Origin of the sequence: Candidatus Planktophila sp. (assembly GCF_040402275.1) — a bacterium.
Taxonomy (GTDB): Bacteria; Actinomycetota; Actinomycetes; order Nanopelagicales; family Nanopelagicaceae; genus Planktophila.
The window spans coordinates 12,342-29,114 of record NZ_JBBAMW010000003.1; the positions used below are offsets into that span (position 1 = coordinate 12,342).

Sequence of the window (16,773 nt, forward strand, 5' to 3'; positions counted from 1 at the left end):
AGGGGTACTTTACTACCCATGAAGGTCGATAGCGAAACCTGCAAACAGGCTCGGGCGGTCTACCGCATTTTGGTGAAGACCTATCCAGAGGTCGACTGTGAATTGGATTTTACGAACCCCCTTGAACTCTTGATGGCAACGATTCTTAGCGCTCAGTGCACAGATAAGAGAGTAAACACAGTTACTCCAGCGCTGTTTAAGAAGTACAAAACCTCAAAGGCATACGTGAAGGCCGACATCCTAGACATTGAAAAGTTAATTCACTCCACTGGTTTTTTTCATGCGAAGGCTAGGAATATTAAAGGTTGTAACCTTAAAATCGTAGAAGATTTTGGGGGAGAAGTTCCACAAACTCTTGAGGAATTAATCACCTTGCCAGGGGTTGGTCGAAAGACCGCCAATGTTGTTTTAGGGCATGCATTTGATACCCCAGGAATCACTGTCGATACCCACTTCGGACGCTTGTCTCGCCGATTTGGTTGGACCAAAGAAACAGATCCCGAAAAAGTCGAAATGGTTGTGCAGCAGTTGATTCCACAGGCTGAATGGACAAATCTTTCACAACGAATTATTTGGCATGGACGACGAATCTGCCACTCACGCAAACCTGCGTGTGGAGCATGTCCTGTTGCAAAGATCTGTCCAAGTGTTGGTATTGGTGAGATGGATAAAGGCAAGGCGTTACTGTTGGTAAAAACAGATAAGGATTTCAGATGAAGCGAGCATTAGTGATGGTTGCTCTTCTATTGCTGACCGCTTGTTCTCCATCATCTTCCTATGTAAAAGGCGAAGTCGTTTCATGTGAATCTATTTCACAAGATAAGACTTTTACTGGTGGCGTAACAATGGATTGCTTAGATCGAAGTGAAGGCGCGCAACTAGGCGCACTTCGGGGACCCATGATTGTTAATGTGTGGGGATCTTGGTGTGGACCGTGCAAAGAAGAAATTCCTCTCCTTAGATCCTTTTATGAAAAAGCTAAAGGTAAAGTCGCACTCATTGGTGTAGATGTTGAAGAAGCTAATTTTGATGATGGCCGCACCTTCGTAGAACGAAACGGCATCCTTTGGCCCAATTTATATGATCCAGATGGGCGTTCACGAAAGTACTTTGGATTAGGGGTTCCGGTCACCTGGTTTATTGCAGCAGACGGTTCGGTAGCAGGTAAGAAAATTGGCGCATTTAAAGATGAAATAGAACTGATCACACTGACAAACAAGTACTTAGGTGTGAAGCTCTAATCCTCATCCTTTGAAGTATGTAATCCATCTGAAATCAAGCGCATAACATTGGGATCTGCCAATGTTGTCGCATCGCCAACTTGGCGGTTTTCAGCTACATCTTTCAGTAATCGGCGCATGATTTTGCCACTTCTAGTCTTTGGAAGTTCTGCAACAACAAGTATCTGACGAGGCTTTGCGATGGCACCGATTTGCTTGGCGACATGGTTACGCAGATCAGTGATGAGTGTTTCTCCCTTTGCATGTTCAATACCGCCACGCAAAATAACGAATGCAACAATCCCTTGGCCTGTCATCGCATCTGCGGCACCAACTACTGCCGCCTCTGCAACTGATTCATGTGAAACAAGTGCGGATTCAACCTCTGTTGTTGAGATTCGGTGACCAGAAACATTCATTACATCATCGACTCGACCAAGTAACCAGATCGCACCATCTTTATCTAACTTTGCACCATCTCCAGCAAAGTAGATTCCTTCAAATCTTGACCAATAAGTTTCTTTGTATCGCTCATCTTCGCCCCAAATACCGCGCAGCATGCCGGGCCAAGGCTTATCTAAAATCAAATAACCACCATATCCTTTTCCAACCGGTTTTCCGTTATCATCAACAACAACTGCGCTAATTCCAGGAATCGCAGTCATGGCCGATCCCGGCTTAGTTGCAGTAACACCAGGCAACGGTGAAATCATGATTCCACCAGTTTCTGTTTGCCACCAGGTGTCAACAATTGGGCAACGGTTTCCACCAATAACCTCGCGATACCACATCCATGCTTCTGGATTAATTGGTTCACCAACTGATCCCAATAAACGCAGCGATGTGAGGTTGTGTTTGTTAGGAAATTCATCTCCCCATTTCATCCAGGTGCGAATCAATGTTGGAGCGGTATACAAAATAGTGATGCCGTACTTTTGAATTAACTCAAAGATACGTCCCTTATGTGGCGTATCAGGGGTTCCTTCATACATGACCTGCGTTGCCCCATTAATCAGCGGTCCATAGACAATGTAGCTATGACCGGTAATCCAACCCACATCTGCCGTGCACCAATAAACATCTGTTTCGGGCTTAATATCAAAGACAACTCGATGAGTGTAAGCGGCCTGGGTTAAGTAGCCACCTGTTGTGTGGAAGATTCCCTTTGGTTTAGCAGTGGTGCCTGATGTGTACAAAATAAATAACGGGTGCTCAGAATCAAAGAACTCTGGGGTGTGATCTGCAGATTGGCGACCAACAATCTCATGCCACCACACATCAGTTGCCGAGTTCCAGGCTGTTTCTTGTTTGGTACGTTGCACCACTAAAACATTCTTCACATTGTGCTTACCTTTGAGTGCTTCATCAACAGCCGGCTTTAATGCAAACGCACTTCCCTTTCTAAATCCACCATCAGCAGTAATTACTAACTTTGCATCCGCATCTTGAATTCTAGAAAGCAACGCTTCTGCAGAAAAACCACCAAAGACAACTGAATGAGGTGCACCAATACGAGCACATGCAAGCATGGCAATTGCAGCTTCTGGAATCATTGGCATGTAAATCGCAACACGATCGCCTGCAACAACACCTAGTTCAATTAATGCATTTGCAGTTTTCTTAACTTCAGTTAATAACTGCGCGTATGTAATTGTCTGAGTGTCGCCAGGTTCGCCTTCAAAGTGAAATGCAACGCGATCTCCACGTCCTTCTTGCACGTGACGATCTAGCGCGTTAACAGAGGCGTTGATCTTTCCCCCAATAAACCACTTAGCAAAGGGTGACTGCCAATCAAGAGTTTTATTCCACAGTGTTTGCCACGAGAGTTCTTTGGCTTGCTCATCCCAGAACGCCAAACGATCTTTTTCAGCCTTGTCATAAAGTTCAGGCTTTGCATTTGCTTGTGCCGCAAACTCTGCTGATGGAGGAAACAAGCGATCCTCGCTGAGCAGGTTTTCTAGGGACTCGTGATTGTGGCTCATAACGTAAGAGGTTACCTGTTAGGCATTGTTATCAACAGACAAAGCGGTGATGGATTTTTGAAGTATCAACTGGCTTGAAGATGCGCCAAAGAGAGGAGAAAGAATGCTTACATCCTTCATATTGATGCTCATCAAACTGCTCAGCAGCCCAGTCTTGGTAGCCGCCCTGGCCAAATTCTTGGCTAACGCTCTCAAAACGGTGAGCTAACTCAAGAAAAGGCCCTCCGTAACCCCGTGCGGAGGGTCTTTTTGTGCCATGTGGACGAAGGTGAGAGGATTGGCCGTAAGCCTCTAGACGACTCAATGAAGCGCTCAGTCTAAAGAATTACAACGAGTTCTTAGGAGTCAGAATGCCAATTGCAACCCCCGAAATTTATGCGGAGATGTTGGATCGCGCGAAAAAGGGCGCATTCGCATATCCAGCAATTAACGTTTCATCATCACAGACCATCACAGCTGCTATTCGTGGTTTCGCCGAAGCAGAGTCAGATGGAATCATCCAGTTTTCATGGGGTGGTGCGGAATACGCATCAGGTTCAACTGTAAAGAACATGGTTGATGGCGCAGTTGCGCTCGCAGAGTTTGCTCATGTTGTTGCCAAGAACTACAAAGTAAATATTGGAATTCACACAGATCACTGCCCAGCTGAAAAGCTAGATGGCTTCATGCGTCCACTTCTTGCATTTGGCGCAGATCGAATTAAGTCAGGTAAGGCTCCATTGTTCAACTCACATATGTGGGATGGATCAGCGGTAGACATGGTTGAAAACATGAAGGTCGCTAAGGAAATGCTTGCGATGTCAGTTGCTGCCAAGACAATTCTTGAAATTGAAATCGGCGTTGTTGGTGGAGAAGAAGATGGCATCGAAGCAAAGCATGATGCAAAGCTGTACTCAACACCTGAAGATGCCCTAATGACACTTGAAACTCTAGGAACAGATGTCAATGCTCGCTACATGGTGGCAGCAACATTCGGAAATGTTCACGGTGTATATAAGCCAGGTAACGTTGTATTGCAACCAAAAATTCTTGCAACTCTTCAAGAAGCAGTTGCTGCAAAGCTAGGCCTGCCAGCAGGAAGCAAGCCAATGGACTTGGTATTCCACGGTGGTTCTGGCTCACTTCTTTCTGAGATCCGCGAATCACTTGATTACGGCGTAATAAAGATGAATATCGATACCGACACTCAGTACGCCTTCACCCGTCCAGTGGTTGAGCACATGCTCAAGAACTACGATGGCGTACTAAAGATTGATGGAGAAGTTGGAAACAAGAAGGCTTACGATCCACGTGCATGGGGCAAGGCTGCAGAAGCAGGAATGGCAGCTCGCGTTGTTCGTGGTTGCGAAGATTTGCGCTCAACCGGTACTTCATCACTTAAGTAATTAACAACTAGTCGGAGAGGCTTTACTCATGCCTGCATTAGTACTACTCGGCGCTCAGTGGGGCGACGAAGGCAAGGGTAAAGCTACCGATTTATTGGGCGATCGTGTTGATTATGTTGTTCGCTATCAAGGCGGAAACAACGCAGGCCACACAGTTGTTATCGGTGATCAAAAGTATGCACTTCACTTACTACCATCAGGAATTCTCTCTCCCAATGTAATTCCTGTTATTGGTAACGGTGTTGTCATTGATCCAAGTGTTTTGCTTGAAGAAATTCGTGGCCTTAACGAACGCGGTATCAACACAAGCAAACTTCTGATTTCAACTAATGCTCACTTGATTACTCCTTATCACCGCACCATCGACAAGGTCTCTGAGCGCTTCTTAGGTAAGTCAAAGATTGGTACAACAGGTCGCGGTATCGGCCCAGCATATGCAGACAAGATCAACCGAATCGGTATCCGTGTTCAAGATCTGTTTGATCCATCAATCCTTCGTCAAAAGCTAGAGAGCGCGCTGCGTGATAAGAATCAGATTTTGATTAAGGTCTTCAATCGCAAGAACATCGAAGTAGATGAAGTTCTTGAAGAGTATTTAAAGTACGCAGAACTTCTTCGTCCTTATGTTGCAGATACCGTTTTGATTCTAGATGAAGCTCTAAAAGCTGGAAAACGAGTACTCCTAGAGGGTTCTCAGGGCACATTGCTCGATGTTGATCACGGTACATATCCATTTGTGACATCTAGCAATCCAACTGCAGGTGGTGCGTGCACAGGTTCAGGAATTGGACCAACAAAGATCACGCGCGTCATTGGTATTTTGAAGGCTTACACAACTCGTGTTGGTAGTGGACCTTTCCCAACTGAATTATTTGATGAAGATGGCGAAGCGCTCCGTCGTATCGGCGGAGAAATTGGCGTTACTACTGGCCGTGCACGTCGTTGTGGTTGGTTTGATGCACCGATTGCTCGTTATGCAGTTCGTGTCAATGGTTTAACTGATTTCTTCTTAACAAAACTAGACGTATTAACTGGCTGGGAAAAGATTCCAGTGTGTGTTGCATATGAGATTGATGGAAAGCGCGTTGAAGAGCTGCCTGCTTCACAAACTGATTTCCACCATGCAAAGCCAATATATGAATACTTAGCTGGTTGGACTGAAGATATTTCAAATGCACGAAAGCTTTCTGATCTGCCAAAGAATGCACAAGATTATGTTGCATTTCTTGAAAAAATTTCAGGTGCTCCTATGAGTGCAATCGGTGTGGGTCCTGGTCGAGATCAAACAATTGTCGTAAAGGATTTCATCTAAGAATGAAAATCCTCCTAGTCGGAAGTGGCGGACGCGAACACGCACTAGGAGTAGGACTGCAAGCAGATCCAGCCTGTACTGAACTACACGTTGCACCGGGCAATCCAGGCATCGCACAATTTGCCCAATGCCATCCACTTGTCATTACCGACAATCAAGCAATCCTCGAGTTAGCTCAGCAACTACATATAGACCTAGTTGTTGTTGGGCCCGAAGTTCCATTAGTAAATGGTGTTGCAGACATCCTGCGGGCAGCAGGAATCGCTGTTTTTGGCCCATCTAAGTTGGCCGCACAAATAGAAGGTTCAAAGAACTTTGCTAAAGAAGTTATGCGCGATGCGGGAGTTCCAACGGCGCATAGTTTCACCTGCACAACTCAACATGAAATTGAGATCGCATTAGATGCATTTGATGCACCGTATGTTGTTAAAGATGATGGTTTAGCTGCAGGCAAAGGAGTCGTAGTTACGACTAATCGCCAAGAAGCACTTGATCACGCATTAGCGTGCAAAAGAGTTGTTATTGAAGAGTATTTAGACGGTCCAGAGGTTTCACTATTTGGCATTAGCGATGGAACAATAATTCTGCCCATGCAACCAGCACAAGATTTCAAGCGCGCACTCGATGGTGATCAAGGACCAAACACAGGTGGCATGGGTGCGTACTCTCCCTTGCCATGGGCACCATCTGACATCGTTGAAGATACATACAAACAAGTTTTGGCGCCGATGATTGCTGAAATGGCTGCGCGTGGCACTCCATTTGTGGGTTTGCTATATGCAGGTCTTGCACTAACAGATTACGGAACTCGCGTAATCGAATTTAATGCGCGCTTCGGTGATCCTGAAACACAAGTTTTGATTCCACTACTTAAGACTCCACTTGCAACTTTGTTATACAACGCCGCGACAGGAAATTTGAAAGGTACAACACTGGATTGGAAAGATGAATCAGCGGTAACAGTTGTTTTGGCCGCTGAAGGTTATCCAGCTGCACCTAAGAGCGGCGGGGCAATCACGGGATTTACTGCAATCGACAATGTTCAGATTTATCACGCAGGTACATCTGCCACAGAACAAGGCGTTGTTGCATCAGGTGGCCGGGTACTAACAGTTACTGGAATTGGCGAGGATCTGACCGAAGCCCGCAACCGTGCCTACCGTGCGATTAGCCAAATCCGCCTTGCTGGATCTTTCTATCGCACAGACATCGCGCTTAATGCGTCGGTGGCAGAGAAGGGCAATTAAATGACTGATAATTCACCAATGAGCCTGCTTGCTAGCCGATATGCATCAGCTGCGATGCGCGAAATCTTCGCACCGGAGGCCAAAATCATCGCTGAACGTAAGTTGTGGATTGCGGTCATGCGCGCTCAATCAACTTTGGGCCACGCAATTTCTAAGGATGTAATTACAGCTTACGAAAATGTAATTACACGAGTGGATCTTGCTTCAATTGATGCCCGTGAAAAGCAGACTCGTCATGATGTTAAAGCTCGAATCGAAGAGTTCAATGCTCTGGCTGGCCACGAAGCAATTCATGCTGGTATGACAAGCCGTGATTTAACTGAAAATATTGAAGCACTGCAGATTCGAAATGGTTTAGAGATTGTTCATGACAAAGTTGTGACACTACTTGCCCGTTTGGCAGAACGTGCAACACAGTATGCCGATCAGCCAATTGCTGGACGCTCACACAACGTTCCTGCGCAAGTTACAACTTTAGGAAAGCGTTTTGCATCCGCCGCTGAAGAGTTGTTGTTTGCATACGAGCGTTTAACTGCGCTACAAGATCGCTATCCAATGCGTGGAATTAAAGGCCCAGTTGGCACCGCGCAAGATTCAATTGATCTTCTAGGTTCAACAGATGCGCACTTTAAATTAGAAGGTGCAATCGCAAAGGAACTTGGTTTTAGCAATGTCCTAGATTCAACCGGACAGATTTATCCGCGCTCATTTGATTACGATGTTGTAACAACGCTTGTGCAGATTGCCTCATCACCATCATCACTTGCCACATCAATCAGATTGATGGCTGGTGCTGAACTAGTAACTGAAGGATTTAAAGTTGGCCAGGTTGGCAGCAGCGCAATGCCTCACAAGATGAACACACGCTCATGTGAGCGAGTAAATGGTCTATCTGTTGTATTACGCGGCTATGCATCAATGGTGAGTGAGCTCTCTGGTGATCAATGGAATGAAGGCGATGTTTCATGCAGCGTTGTTCGCCGTGTTGCACTACCTGATGCTTTCTATGCAATCGATGGATTGCTCGAAACAATGCTTACAGTCCTAGATGAGTTTGGGGCATTCCCAGCGGTAATTAGTGCTGAATTAGAGCGTTATTTACCATTCTTGGCCACTACAAAGATTCTTATGGCAGCCGTTAAAGCAGGCGTTGGGCGTGAAGTAGCCCATGAAGTAATCAAGGAGCACGCAGTAAAGGCAGCACTTGGAATGCGCGAAGGAAAGAAAAACACTCTTCTTGATGATTTAGCCGCAGATGATCGCCTGCCACTAGATTGCGCAGCACTTAATGCGGTAATTAGTGATCCCATTGAATTTACTGGCGAAGCTCGCCAACAAGTAGCTCGAGTTGTTAGTCGCATCGGTGCGATTACTTCCGCGCATCCTGCCGCAGCGCAGTACAAGCCTGGTTCTATTCGGTGAGCGGATTTGGCCTAGCTGGCCCACCGCCAGCGCCTGAAATAACTGGGTGGAAACATCTGCGCACCGGAAAAGTTAGAGATCTTTATACAAATGATAAAAAAGAAATCTTGCTAGTTGCATCAGATCGTATTTCTGCATATGACTGGGTGATGCCAACAGTAATTCCAGGTAAAGGTGCGGTCCTAACTCAATTATCTTTATTTTGGTTTGAACTACTTGAAGACATTATTTGTAATCATATTGTTTCAACAGAAGTTCCTGACGCAGTTGAAGATCGAGCGATTATTGTGCAGCCACTAACAATGTTTGAAGTCGAATGCGTTGCCCGTGGTTATCTAACTGGTAGCGGTTGGAGCGAGTACCAGAACAACAAAGCGGTCTGTGGAAATGTGTTACCAGAAGGTTTGCTAGATGGATCTGAGCTCCCACACAGTATCTTTACGCCAGCAACTAAAGCAGAAATTGGCGATCACGATATCAATATTGATTTTGATAGTGCTGTGTCTATTGTTGGCGCAGATGATGCTGCCGAACTTCGTGATCTCACACTTAAGTTATATGAAACGGCTGCAGAGTTTGCAGCTAGTCGCGGAATCATCGTGGCAGATACTAAGTTTGAATTTGGTCGAAATGAGAAAGGCCAGATTCTCCTTGGCGATGAGGCTTTAACCCCTGATTCTTCACGGTTTTGGGAGGCCTCCACCTGGAAGCCAGGCGGCGTTCAACCCTCCTATGACAAGCAATTTCTACGCGACTACCTAGTTTCAAGTGGATGGGATAGAAATAGCCCACCCCCTGAACTACCTCATGAGATCGTAGAGAAGACAGCACAGCGTTACGAAGAAGCATTTTTCCGAATCACCGGCAGCAAGTTCTAATAGGGAGAAAACAAATGGCAAAGATCGTGGTTGATGTGATGTTAAAGCCCGAGATTCTAGATCCTCAGGGAAATGCGGTTGCATCTGCGTTGCCACGACTTGGATTTACTTTTGCTAAATCAGTTCGTCAAGGAAAACGCTTTGAAATTGAAATTGATGGTGAGCCAACACCTGCTCAACTTGCTGAAGTAGAAAAAGCTGCTGAAGTATTGCTATCAAATCCAGTCATTGAAAACTTTGTCGTGAGAGTCGAGAAGTAATGCGCGTTGGAGTTATAACCTTTCCAGGCACTCTGGATGATCGTGATGCTGCCCGCGCAGTAGCAGTTGGTGGCGCAGAAGCGGTTTCGCTGTGGCATGGGGACGCGGATTTAAAAAGCGTTGATGCTGTCATCTTGCCTGGTGGATTTTCTTATGGAGACTATTTACGCTGTGGTGCGATTTCTCGTTTTGCGCCAGTAATGCAACTTGTAATTGATGCGGCCAACAAAGGAATGCCAGTTCTAGGTATTTGCAATGGCTTTCAGGTTTTGTGTGAATCGCATCTGTTACCAGGTGCTTTAACACGTAATGCTGATTTACACTTTTTGTGCCGCGAACAAGAAATTGAAATTACCAATAACCAGACAGCATGGACTAGCTCTTTTCGACAGGGCGAGAAAGTTGTAATTCCTTTGAAAAATATGGAGGGTGCTTTTCAATGTGATGATCAAACCCTTGCGATGCTAGAAGGCGAAGGCCGCGTAATAGCCCGTTATGTGGGGGAAAATCCCAACGGATCACGCAATTTGATCGCTGGAATCACTAATGCCAAGGGCAATGTTGTTGGGTTAATGCCTCACCCTGAGCACGCTATTAATGAGTTAACAGGGCCATCGGCCCAAGGCCTTGGCTTCTTTACATCAATCCTAAATGCGATGGTGAAGTAATGGCGCTAGATACCGTCGCAATTGCCCAAACAACTCCTGATAACTCACAACCATTTGCAGAACTTGGTTTAAAGCCTGATGAATATGCACGCATCAAGGAAATTCTTGGTCGCCGCCCAACATCTTCAGAGCTAGCAATGTATTCGGTGATGTGGTCTGAGCACTGTTCTTATAAATCATCAAAGGTTCACTTAAAGCAGTTTGGTGAAAAGGCACCAAAGTCAGATGCGTTGTTAGTTGGTATTGGTGAAAACGCCGGCGTTGTTGATGTTGGTCAGGGATATGCCGTGACTTTTAAAATTGAATCACATAATCACCCATCATTTGTTGAGCCCTATCAAGGAGCTGCAACAGGTATTGGTGGAATTGTCCGTGACATCTTAACTATGGGTGCTCGACCAATTGCGGTAATGGATCCACTTCGCTTTGGTCCGGCAGATGCACCTGATACTCGTCGTGTGTTGCCAGGAATTATCGCCGGTGTTGGTGGTTATGGAAATTGTCTGGGTCTTCCAAACATTGGTGGCGAAGTAACCTTTGATGAAACCTATGCGGGTAATCCACTGGTAAACGCACTATGTGTTGGCGTGATGAAACATAGTGACATTAAGTTGGCAAAGGCTGCAGGTGCCGGCAATTTAGTTGTCTTGTATGGCGCAAAAACAGGTGGCGACGGTATTGGTGGAGTTTCAGTACTTGCATCAGAAACATTTGGTGCTGGTGGATCTACTAAGCGTCCAAGTGTGCAGGTGGGCGATCCGTTTGTTGAAAAGGTTTTGATTGAATGCTCACTAGAAATCTTTGCTGAAGATCTAGTTGTTGGTATCCAAGACCTTGGGGGAGCAGGCTTATCCTGTGCCACAAGTGAGTTGGCATCAGGTGGTTCAGGTGGCATGAAGGTGCAGTTAGACAAGGTTCCGTTGCGCGATCCATCCCTTTCTCCTGAAGAGATTTTGATGTCAGAGTCCCAAGAGCGTATGTGTGCAATTGTGGAGCCAAGTAAGATCAATCGATTCTTGGAAATATGCAAGAAGTGGGATGTGACGGTCACTGTTATTGGTGAAGTGACAGATGGAGAACATCTTGAAATTACCTGGAATGGCGAGTTAATTGTTGATGTTCCACCGCGCACGGTTGCACACGATGGTCCCGTATATAACCGCCCATTGGCACAACCTGCCTATATAGATCAAGTAAATGGGCAAAAGGTTAATGTTCCTATTCCAGTAACTGCTGCGGAAGTCAAAGCTGCTGTTTTAAAATTAGCAGCAGCTCCAAATCTTGCTGATAAATCCTGGGTTACATCCCAATATGACAAGTATGTTCAGGGCAACACAATTCAATCTCAACCTGATGATTCAGGAATGGTTCGTATTGATGAGACAACTCATTTAGGTGTTGCAATCTCAACAGATGCAAATGCGAACTGGTCCTACTTAAATCCATATCAAGGCGCAAAGCTGGCATTGGCTGAAGCTGCGCGAAATATTGCAACGGCAGGTGCTAGACCACTAGCAGTTACTAACTGTCTTAACTTTGGTTCACCTGAAGATTCAGGTATTATGTGGCAGTTTGCCGAATCTGTTCGTGGATTAGCAGATGGTTGTTTAGAAATGGGGCTACCTGTTACCGGTGGAAATGTCTCTTTCTATAACCAGACAGGATCTGTTGCAATCTTGCCAACTCCAGTCATTGGCGTACTGGGAGTTATTCAAGATGTTCGTACACGTACACCAATGAGTTTTACTGAAGCTGGTTTAGATCTCTATCTTGTTGGTGAAACCCACGAAGATCTAGCTGGCAGTGAGTGGGCTTTCTTGCACAACCAGCGCGTTGGGCAATCACCAGATGCTGATTTACAGCGCGAAATGCGCCTTATAGAGCTACTTCTAGAAGGCAACTCTTTCTTTGCTGCAGCCCATGATTTAAGTCAGGGTGGATTATCTGCAGGATTAACAGAGATGGTTTTGCGTCATAAAGTTGGCGTAACAATTGCACTTGAGAACGCAGGAGTTAGCTTGATCAGTGAGACACCTGGTCGAGTTCTTGTTGCTATTGATCCATCACATACGTCAAAACTTGAAGAATTGGCAACAAAGAATTTGATCGTAATCACAAAGCTAGGAACGACTGGGGGAGACTCATTGACTATTAATGATGCGGTTATCTCGTTGTCCGAACTTTCACTTGCACACACATCAACGTTTCCAAAGTTGTTTGGGTGATGCATATGCGCGATCAACAGATACTTGAGCAAGTTAAGAGCACTCTCGCACTTTTGACTGCAAAAGCCCCTGGTCGTGCAATTGAAGTTCGGGTGCCGCCGTATGCAGCTGTTCAATGTGGCGATGGTCCAACGCATACTCGCGGTACTCCGCCAAACACTATTGAAATGAATGCCGATACCTGGTTAGCGTTAGCTTCTGGAAAGATAAGTTGGTCTGATGCCATGAACAGCGGAGCTATTGCCGCATCTGGTGTTCGGGCTGATTTAACCGAGTACCTACCGTTAGGATCTGATCTATGAGACGCCCTGATGGTTTACTCAATCACAATGTATTAGGTGAAGACAAAGGCCCTCAAGATGCGTGTGGTGTTTTTGGAGTATGGGCACCTGGTGAGGAGGTTGCTAAGTTAAGTTTCTATGGTTTGTATGCACTACAACATCGCGGCACTGAATCTGCTGGAATTGCTACAAGTGATGGCGAAAGAATTCTTATCTTTAAAGATATGGGACTTGTTTCACAGGTGTTTACAGAAGGTGATCTTGCAACGTTAAAGGGCAACCTTGCCATTGGTCACTGTCGATACAGCACGACGGGATCAAGTACCTGGGTAAACGCCCAGCCAACATTGCGTCCAACTAATTACGGAACACTGGCTTTAGCCCACAACGGCAACCTGACAAATACTGGTGATTTAGCAGAGCTAGTTCAAAAACTTGAAGGTTCGTCAACAAGCATGAGTGGTGTGACAACAGATACTGAGATTATGACGGCGCTGATCGCATTGCAGGATGAAAAGAATGTCGAAGCAAGTGCGTTAGCTGTGTTGCCACAACTAGAGGGTGCTTTTTCCCTGGTATTTATGGATGAGCAGACCTTGTATGCAGCCCGCGATCGACACGGTGTTCGTCCATTAGTACTTGGAAAACTTGAAACTGGTTGGGTAGTTGCCTCTGAAAGTGCTGCGCTAGATATCGTCGGTGCCGCTTTTGTTCGAGAAATTGAGCCCGGGGAATTTATTGCGATAGATAGCAATGGTGTGCGATCACAACGATGGGCAGAGGCACAACCCAAGGGTTGCTTATTTGAATATGTTTATCTAGCTCGTCCAGACACAACAATAGCTGGCAGCGGAATTCACAAAACACGTGTTGCCATCGGTGCACAGCTCGCACGAGAAGCACCAGCAGAGGCAGATCTTGTAATCCCGGTACCTGAATCAGGAACACCGGCTGCTATTGGTTATGCAAAAGAGTCTGGCATTCCATTTGGCTTAGGACTAGTTAAGAACTCTTACGTGGGTCGCACATTTATTCAACCTTCACAGACTATTCGCCAGCTTGGTATTCGACTAAAACTAAATCCATTGCGCGAGATTATTGAAGGCAAGCGTATTGTTGTCGTGGACGATTCAATTGTTCGCGGTAACACCCAGCGCGCAATTGTTCGCATGTTGCGCGAGGCAGGTGCCCGAGAGATTCATGTGCGCATTTCATCTCCACCGGTTAAGTGGCCTTGTTATTACGGAATCGATTTTGCAACCAAGGCTGAATTAATTGCTAATGGGCTAGAGGTTGAAGAAATTAGGCGCTCGATTGGTGCGGATTCTTTGGGTTATGTCTCTCTAGATGGCCTGATTTCTGCGACCCAGGTGCCTTCCGAACGCCTTTGTTCTGCCTGCTTTTCAGGTGAATACCCCATGAGTATCCCTGAGGATATGTCTGAAGGTAAATTGCGCCTAGAAATCACAGAAGTTCACGGTCACTAATGTCTACATATAAAGATGCAGGCGTGGATATTGACGCAGGAGATCGCGCTGTTGAGTTAATGAAGGCATCTATTGCAAAGGCATCTCGTCCTGAAGTTATGGGCAGTATCGGTGGTTTTGCTGGTTTGTTTGATGCAAGCAAGCTAAAGGATATGAAGCAACCATTGCTTGCAACATCAACTGATGGTGTTGGCACAAAGACTGAAATAGCTCGGGCTCTCGGCAAATATGACACTATCGGTGAAGATCTAGTCGCCATGGTTGTTGATGATTTAGTGGTGTGTGGTGCTGAACCATTGTTTATGACTGATTACATCGCAGTTGGAAAAGTCGTTCCAGAACATATCGCTGACATCGTTGCTGGAATTGCGCGAGGGTGCGCAAAAGCAAACACTGCGTTAATCGGTGGCGAAACTGCTGAGCATCCGGGATTGCTAGATGATGATGAGTTTGATGTTGCAGGTGCTGCTACTGGCGTGGTCGATGCAGATTGCCAATTAGGTGCCCATCGAGTCAAAGCAGGCGATGTAATAATTGGTATGCCATCTAGTGGATTTCATGCAAATGGATACTCACTTGTTCGACACATCATTAAGACGGCCAAGTTAAGCCTTGAGGCACATGTCAGCGAATACGGAAAAACATCAGGTGAAGTGTTTTTGACTCCTACTGAGATCTACACACTCGATTGTTTAGCGTTGATTAAGTCAATGCCAGAGCATTTACACGCCTTTTCACACATCACAGGTGGTGGAATTGCAGAAAATACTGCGCGAGTTATTCCAGAGCATTTAACAGCTACCTATGATCGTTCAACATGGTCGCTTCCTGTTGAAATGGAGTTCATGGCAAAGATGGGCGGAGTTCCACAAGCCGATATGGAGCGCACCTGGAACTGCGGCATCGGCATGAGCGCATTTGTTGACCCTTCTGTTGTCGATCTGGCCCTGCGATCTTTGGCTGCTCGGGGGATGAAAGCCTGGGTTGCCGGGGTTGTTGGTGAGCGTAAAGGCTCTGATCCACGCTCAACTTTGGAAGGTATCTACCAAGCGCGATAACCTACCCTCCTGACGCACAGCAATCAGTGAAGGAGGTCGCCCATGGGTCGCGGCCGCGCAAAAGCAAAGCAAACAAAAGTTGCACGTGATTTGAAATATAACGCGCAAGATATGGATCTTGATCGTCTTACCAAAGAACTTCACGGCGAAGTCGATAACACTTCACGCAAGGATGACGAAGATCCTTACGCTGAGGGCAATTACATTCCACGTGCGTGAGAGCTACACCGTACCTAGCCTCACTTCGTATCTACGAACCACTTTCTGCATTTGATCCAGCTGATCGTTTGCGCTGGCAAAATTTAGAAAGTGATACAACAAGTTTTAATCGTGAAGAAGAGCTAGCGCTCCATCGTGTTGTTCAACCCGAACCACCTGCAGGTCGTCCTGACGGTGTTCATGTTTTAGATCGCGATGGAATCCGATACTTATCACCATGGGCAACTGCAACCCGTTGTTGGGCGGCGTTAGATAACTTCAAAGAGTCTCTACCAAGCACAGTCGTTCCATACTTTGTTTCATCTGCGATGGAAGAAGTTATTACGGCAGGTGTGGATTTACTCGACGATAAAGTTCCGCATATCTTAAATGAAACCTGGATTATTCCACCTCGTTGGTTTATTTTATTTTCACCCAATGAACGCACACGCGGCGAAAACCAGTATGGCAAATTTTGTGTTTCTCACACCACGATTGCTAATGCAAAACAACGATGCGATGACGCACATGATGCAGTACTCGGTGCCTTTGGTGATGGTCCGGTAGAACAAGAACTTGAAAATCTCTTGACCTGGCTAGAAATGTTTCACCCAGAATCATTAGTTGAACTTGATTACGGCGGCTTGGCAAATTACATGGATAAAGCTTTGCGTGATTCAGGTGAAGATGGACTAGATGCCGACACATCAATTGAAGATGTGACAAGTTCAGTTGCAGGCCTTGCAACAGCCGATGGAATGGCCGCGGGTGTTGGATATCAGCGTTTAATGTCCCGTTGGCGCTTAGTTCAGGCCTTCGAACAAGCCTCCTAATGTTCACTGTGGGGGTATTGCCTCACGCTTAAATACTGGTCATACTTCATCCTAATACAGGCTAAATCGGACATAGTTAGATCTAAAGGAGTCAACATGAGTAACCGCATCCCCGATGCAGAAGTTCTCTTGACCCCCAAAGAGGTTGCACAACGATTTCATGTAAACCCAAAGACAGTTACTCGCTGGGCGAAGGCTGGAAAGCTCACAGCTATTCGCACATTAGGGGGACACCGTCGTTATCGCGAATCAGAAGTTCTAGAACGGTTGCGCGAATATAAAGAGTCAAGCTCTTAGCCCGTCCAGCTATTAGTTTG

17 protein-coding genes are annotated in these 16,773 nt (G+C 46.0%); 16 read left to right on the forward strand and 1 reads right to left on the reverse strand.

Translation table 11 applies throughout. The features are described from left to right. Positions 1-18: 18 nt before the first annotated feature. Together nth and AC9UEY_RS01215 are read left to right on the forward strand one after the other, a co-directional pair. Entirely contained in the window at positions 19-717 is a 699-nt protein-coding gene (gene nth / locus AC9UEY_RS01210; protein ID WP_509536611.1) for an endonuclease III, read from the forward strand. After that, positions 714-1,241 carry a TlpA family protein disulfide reductase gene (locus AC9UEY_RS01215; RefSeq protein ID WP_509536613.1) on the forward strand — a complete coding sequence of 176 codons (528 nt, stop codon included), beginning with the start codon at positions 714-716 and terminating at the stop codon, positions 1,239-1,241. The genes nth and AC9UEY_RS01215 overlap by 4 nt, the downstream gene beginning before the upstream one ends. On the opposite strand, the gene acs is transcribed toward AC9UEY_RS01215, so the two are convergent. Next, positions 1,238-3,202: an acetate--CoA ligase gene (gene acs, locus AC9UEY_RS01220; RefSeq protein ID WP_509536616.1), complete on the reverse strand. Its 1,965-nt coding sequence runs from the start codon at positions 3,200-3,202 to the stop codon at positions 1,238-1,240. The genes AC9UEY_RS01215 and acs overlap by 4 nt on opposite strands. 350 nt (positions 3,203-3,552) lie before the next feature. Between acs and fbaA the strand changes: the two genes are divergently transcribed. The 14 genes from fbaA to AC9UEY_RS01290 all read left to right on the forward strand — a co-directional run bounded on the left by fbaA (position 3,553) and on the right by AC9UEY_RS01290 (position 16,753). After that, positions 3,553-4,587 (forward strand): class II fructose-bisphosphate aldolase, encoded by a 1,035-nt coding sequence (fbaA, locus tag AC9UEY_RS01225; RefSeq protein WP_509536619.1) that lies wholly within the window; start codon positions 3,553-3,555, stop codon positions 4,585-4,587. Positions 4,588-4,615: 28 nt separating this feature from the next. Continuing rightward, positions 4,616-5,899: an adenylosuccinate synthase gene (locus tag AC9UEY_RS01230; RefSeq protein ID WP_509536622.1), complete on the forward strand. Its 1,284-nt coding sequence runs from the start codon at positions 4,616-4,618 to the stop codon at positions 5,897-5,899. 2 nt (positions 5,900-5,901) lie between these two features. Further along, the gene (purD, locus tag AC9UEY_RS01235) at positions 5,902-7,146 is read left to right on the forward strand and encodes a phosphoribosylamine--glycine ligase (protein ID WP_509536624.1); all 1,245 of its coding nucleotides are present in this window, start codon (positions 5,902-5,904) and stop codon (positions 7,144-7,146) included. After that, positions 7,147-8,568 (forward strand): adenylosuccinate lyase, encoded by a 1,422-nt coding sequence (gene purB / locus AC9UEY_RS01240; protein WP_509536627.1) that lies wholly within the window; start codon positions 7,147-7,149, stop codon positions 8,566-8,568. Next, complete coding sequence (locus AC9UEY_RS01245; protein ID WP_509536630.1) at positions 8,565-9,446, forward strand: phosphoribosylaminoimidazolesuccinocarboxamide synthase; 882 nt, start codon at positions 8,565-8,567, stop codon at positions 9,444-9,446. Before purB ends, AC9UEY_RS01245 begins: the two co-directional genes overlap by 4 nt. Positions 9,447-9,460: 14 nt before the next feature. Then, positions 9,461-9,706 (forward strand): phosphoribosylformylglycinamidine synthase subunit PurS, encoded by a 246-nt coding sequence (gene purS, locus AC9UEY_RS01250; protein WP_509536632.1) that lies wholly within the window; start codon positions 9,461-9,463, stop codon positions 9,704-9,706. Further along, positions 9,706-10,374 carry a phosphoribosylformylglycinamidine synthase subunit PurQ gene (gene purQ, locus AC9UEY_RS01255; protein ID WP_509536635.1) on the forward strand — a complete coding sequence of 223 codons (669 nt, stop codon included), beginning with the start codon at positions 9,706-9,708 and terminating at the stop codon, positions 10,372-10,374. Before purS ends, purQ begins: the two co-directional genes overlap by 1 nt. After that, positions 10,374-12,599, forward strand: coding sequence for a phosphoribosylformylglycinamidine synthase subunit PurL (gene purL / locus AC9UEY_RS01260; protein WP_509536638.1), 2,226 nt, complete (start codon positions 10,374-10,376; stop codon positions 12,597-12,599). The genes purQ and purL overlap by 1 nt, the downstream gene beginning before the upstream one ends. 5 nt (positions 12,600-12,604) lie before the next feature. Then, positions 12,605-12,901, forward strand: a complete 297-nt coding sequence (locus AC9UEY_RS01265; protein ID WP_509536641.1) for a sterol carrier family protein — start codon at positions 12,605-12,607, stop codon at positions 12,899-12,901. After that, on the forward strand, positions 12,898-14,367 hold the full coding sequence (gene purF, locus AC9UEY_RS01270; protein WP_509536644.1) for an amidophosphoribosyltransferase: 1,470 nt from the start codon (positions 12,898-12,900) through the stop codon (positions 14,365-14,367). The genes AC9UEY_RS01265 and purF overlap by 4 nt, the downstream gene beginning before the upstream one ends. Continuing rightward, positions 14,367-15,425: a phosphoribosylformylglycinamidine cyclo-ligase gene (gene purM / locus AC9UEY_RS01275; RefSeq protein ID WP_509536647.1), complete on the forward strand. Its 1,059-nt coding sequence runs from the start codon at positions 14,367-14,369 to the stop codon at positions 15,423-15,425. The genes purF and purM overlap by 1 nt, the downstream gene beginning before the upstream one ends. A 42-nt stretch (positions 15,426-15,467) precedes the next feature. Then, positions 15,468-15,644, forward strand: a complete 177-nt coding sequence (locus AC9UEY_RS01280) for a DUF3073 domain-containing protein (RefSeq protein ID WP_509536650.1) — start codon at positions 15,468-15,470, stop codon at positions 15,642-15,644. After that, positions 15,641-16,456 carry a DUF8083 family protein gene (locus AC9UEY_RS01285; RefSeq protein WP_509536653.1) on the forward strand — a complete coding sequence of 272 codons (816 nt, stop codon included), beginning with the start codon at positions 15,641-15,643 and terminating at the stop codon, positions 16,454-16,456. The genes AC9UEY_RS01280 and AC9UEY_RS01285 overlap by 4 nt, the downstream gene beginning before the upstream one ends. 96 nt (positions 16,457-16,552) lie before the next feature. After that, complete coding sequence (locus tag AC9UEY_RS01290) at positions 16,553-16,753, forward strand: BldC family transcriptional regulator (protein WP_509536655.1); 201 nt, start codon at positions 16,553-16,555, stop codon at positions 16,751-16,753. Positions 16,754-16,773: the final 20 nt, after the last annotated feature.

What these genes read in the sequence shown, in the direction of transcription:
- AC9UEY_RS01280 (WP_509536650.1), top strand. Translation starts at nt 15,468, where the DNA reads ATGGGTCGCGGCCGCGCAAAAGCAAAGCAAACAAAAGTTGCACGTGAT.
- purB (WP_509536627.1), top strand. Translation starts at nt 7,147, where the DNA reads ATGACTGATAATTCACCAATGAGCCTGCTTGCTAGCCGATATGCATCA.
- nth (WP_509536611.1), top strand. Translation starts at nt 19, where the DNA reads ATGAAGGTCGATAGCGAAACCTGCAAACAGGCTCGGGCGGTCTACCGC.
- AC9UEY_RS01230 (WP_509536622.1), top strand. Translation starts at nt 4,616, where the DNA reads ATGCCTGCATTAGTACTACTCGGCGCTCAGTGGGGCGACGAAGGCAAG.
- purL (WP_509536638.1), top strand. Translation starts at nt 10,374, where the DNA reads ATGGCGCTAGATACCGTCGCAATTGCCCAAACAACTCCTGATAACTCA.
- purQ (WP_509536635.1), top strand. Translation starts at nt 9,706, where the DNA reads ATGCGCGTTGGAGTTATAACCTTTCCAGGCACTCTGGATGATCGTGAT.
- AC9UEY_RS01265 (WP_509536641.1), top strand. Translation starts at nt 12,605, where the DNA reads ATGCGCGATCAACAGATACTTGAGCAAGTTAAGAGCACTCTCGCACTT.
- purF (WP_509536644.1), top strand. Translation starts at nt 12,898, where the DNA reads ATGAGACGCCCTGATGGTTTACTCAATCACAATGTATTAGGTGAAGAC.
- purD (WP_509536624.1), top strand. Translation starts at nt 5,902, where the DNA reads ATGAAAATCCTCCTAGTCGGAAGTGGCGGACGCGAACACGCACTAGGA.
- fbaA (WP_509536619.1), top strand. Translation starts at nt 3,553, where the DNA reads ATGCCAATTGCAACCCCCGAAATTTATGCGGAGATGTTGGATCGCGCG.
- AC9UEY_RS01290 (WP_509536655.1), top strand. Translation starts at nt 16,553, where the DNA reads ATGAGTAACCGCATCCCCGATGCAGAAGTTCTCTTGACCCCCAAAGAG.
- purM (WP_509536647.1), top strand. Translation starts at nt 14,367, where the DNA reads ATGTCTACATATAAAGATGCAGGCGTGGATATTGACGCAGGAGATCGC.
- AC9UEY_RS01215 (WP_509536613.1), top strand. Translation starts at nt 714, where the DNA reads ATGAAGCGAGCATTAGTGATGGTTGCTCTTCTATTGCTGACCGCTTGT.
- acs (WP_509536616.1), bottom strand. Translation starts at nt 3,202, where the DNA reads ATGAGCCACAATCACGAGTCCCTAGAAAACCTGCTCAGCGAGGATCGC.
- purS (WP_509536632.1), top strand. Translation starts at nt 9,461, where the DNA reads ATGGCAAAGATCGTGGTTGATGTGATGTTAAAGCCCGAGATTCTAGAT.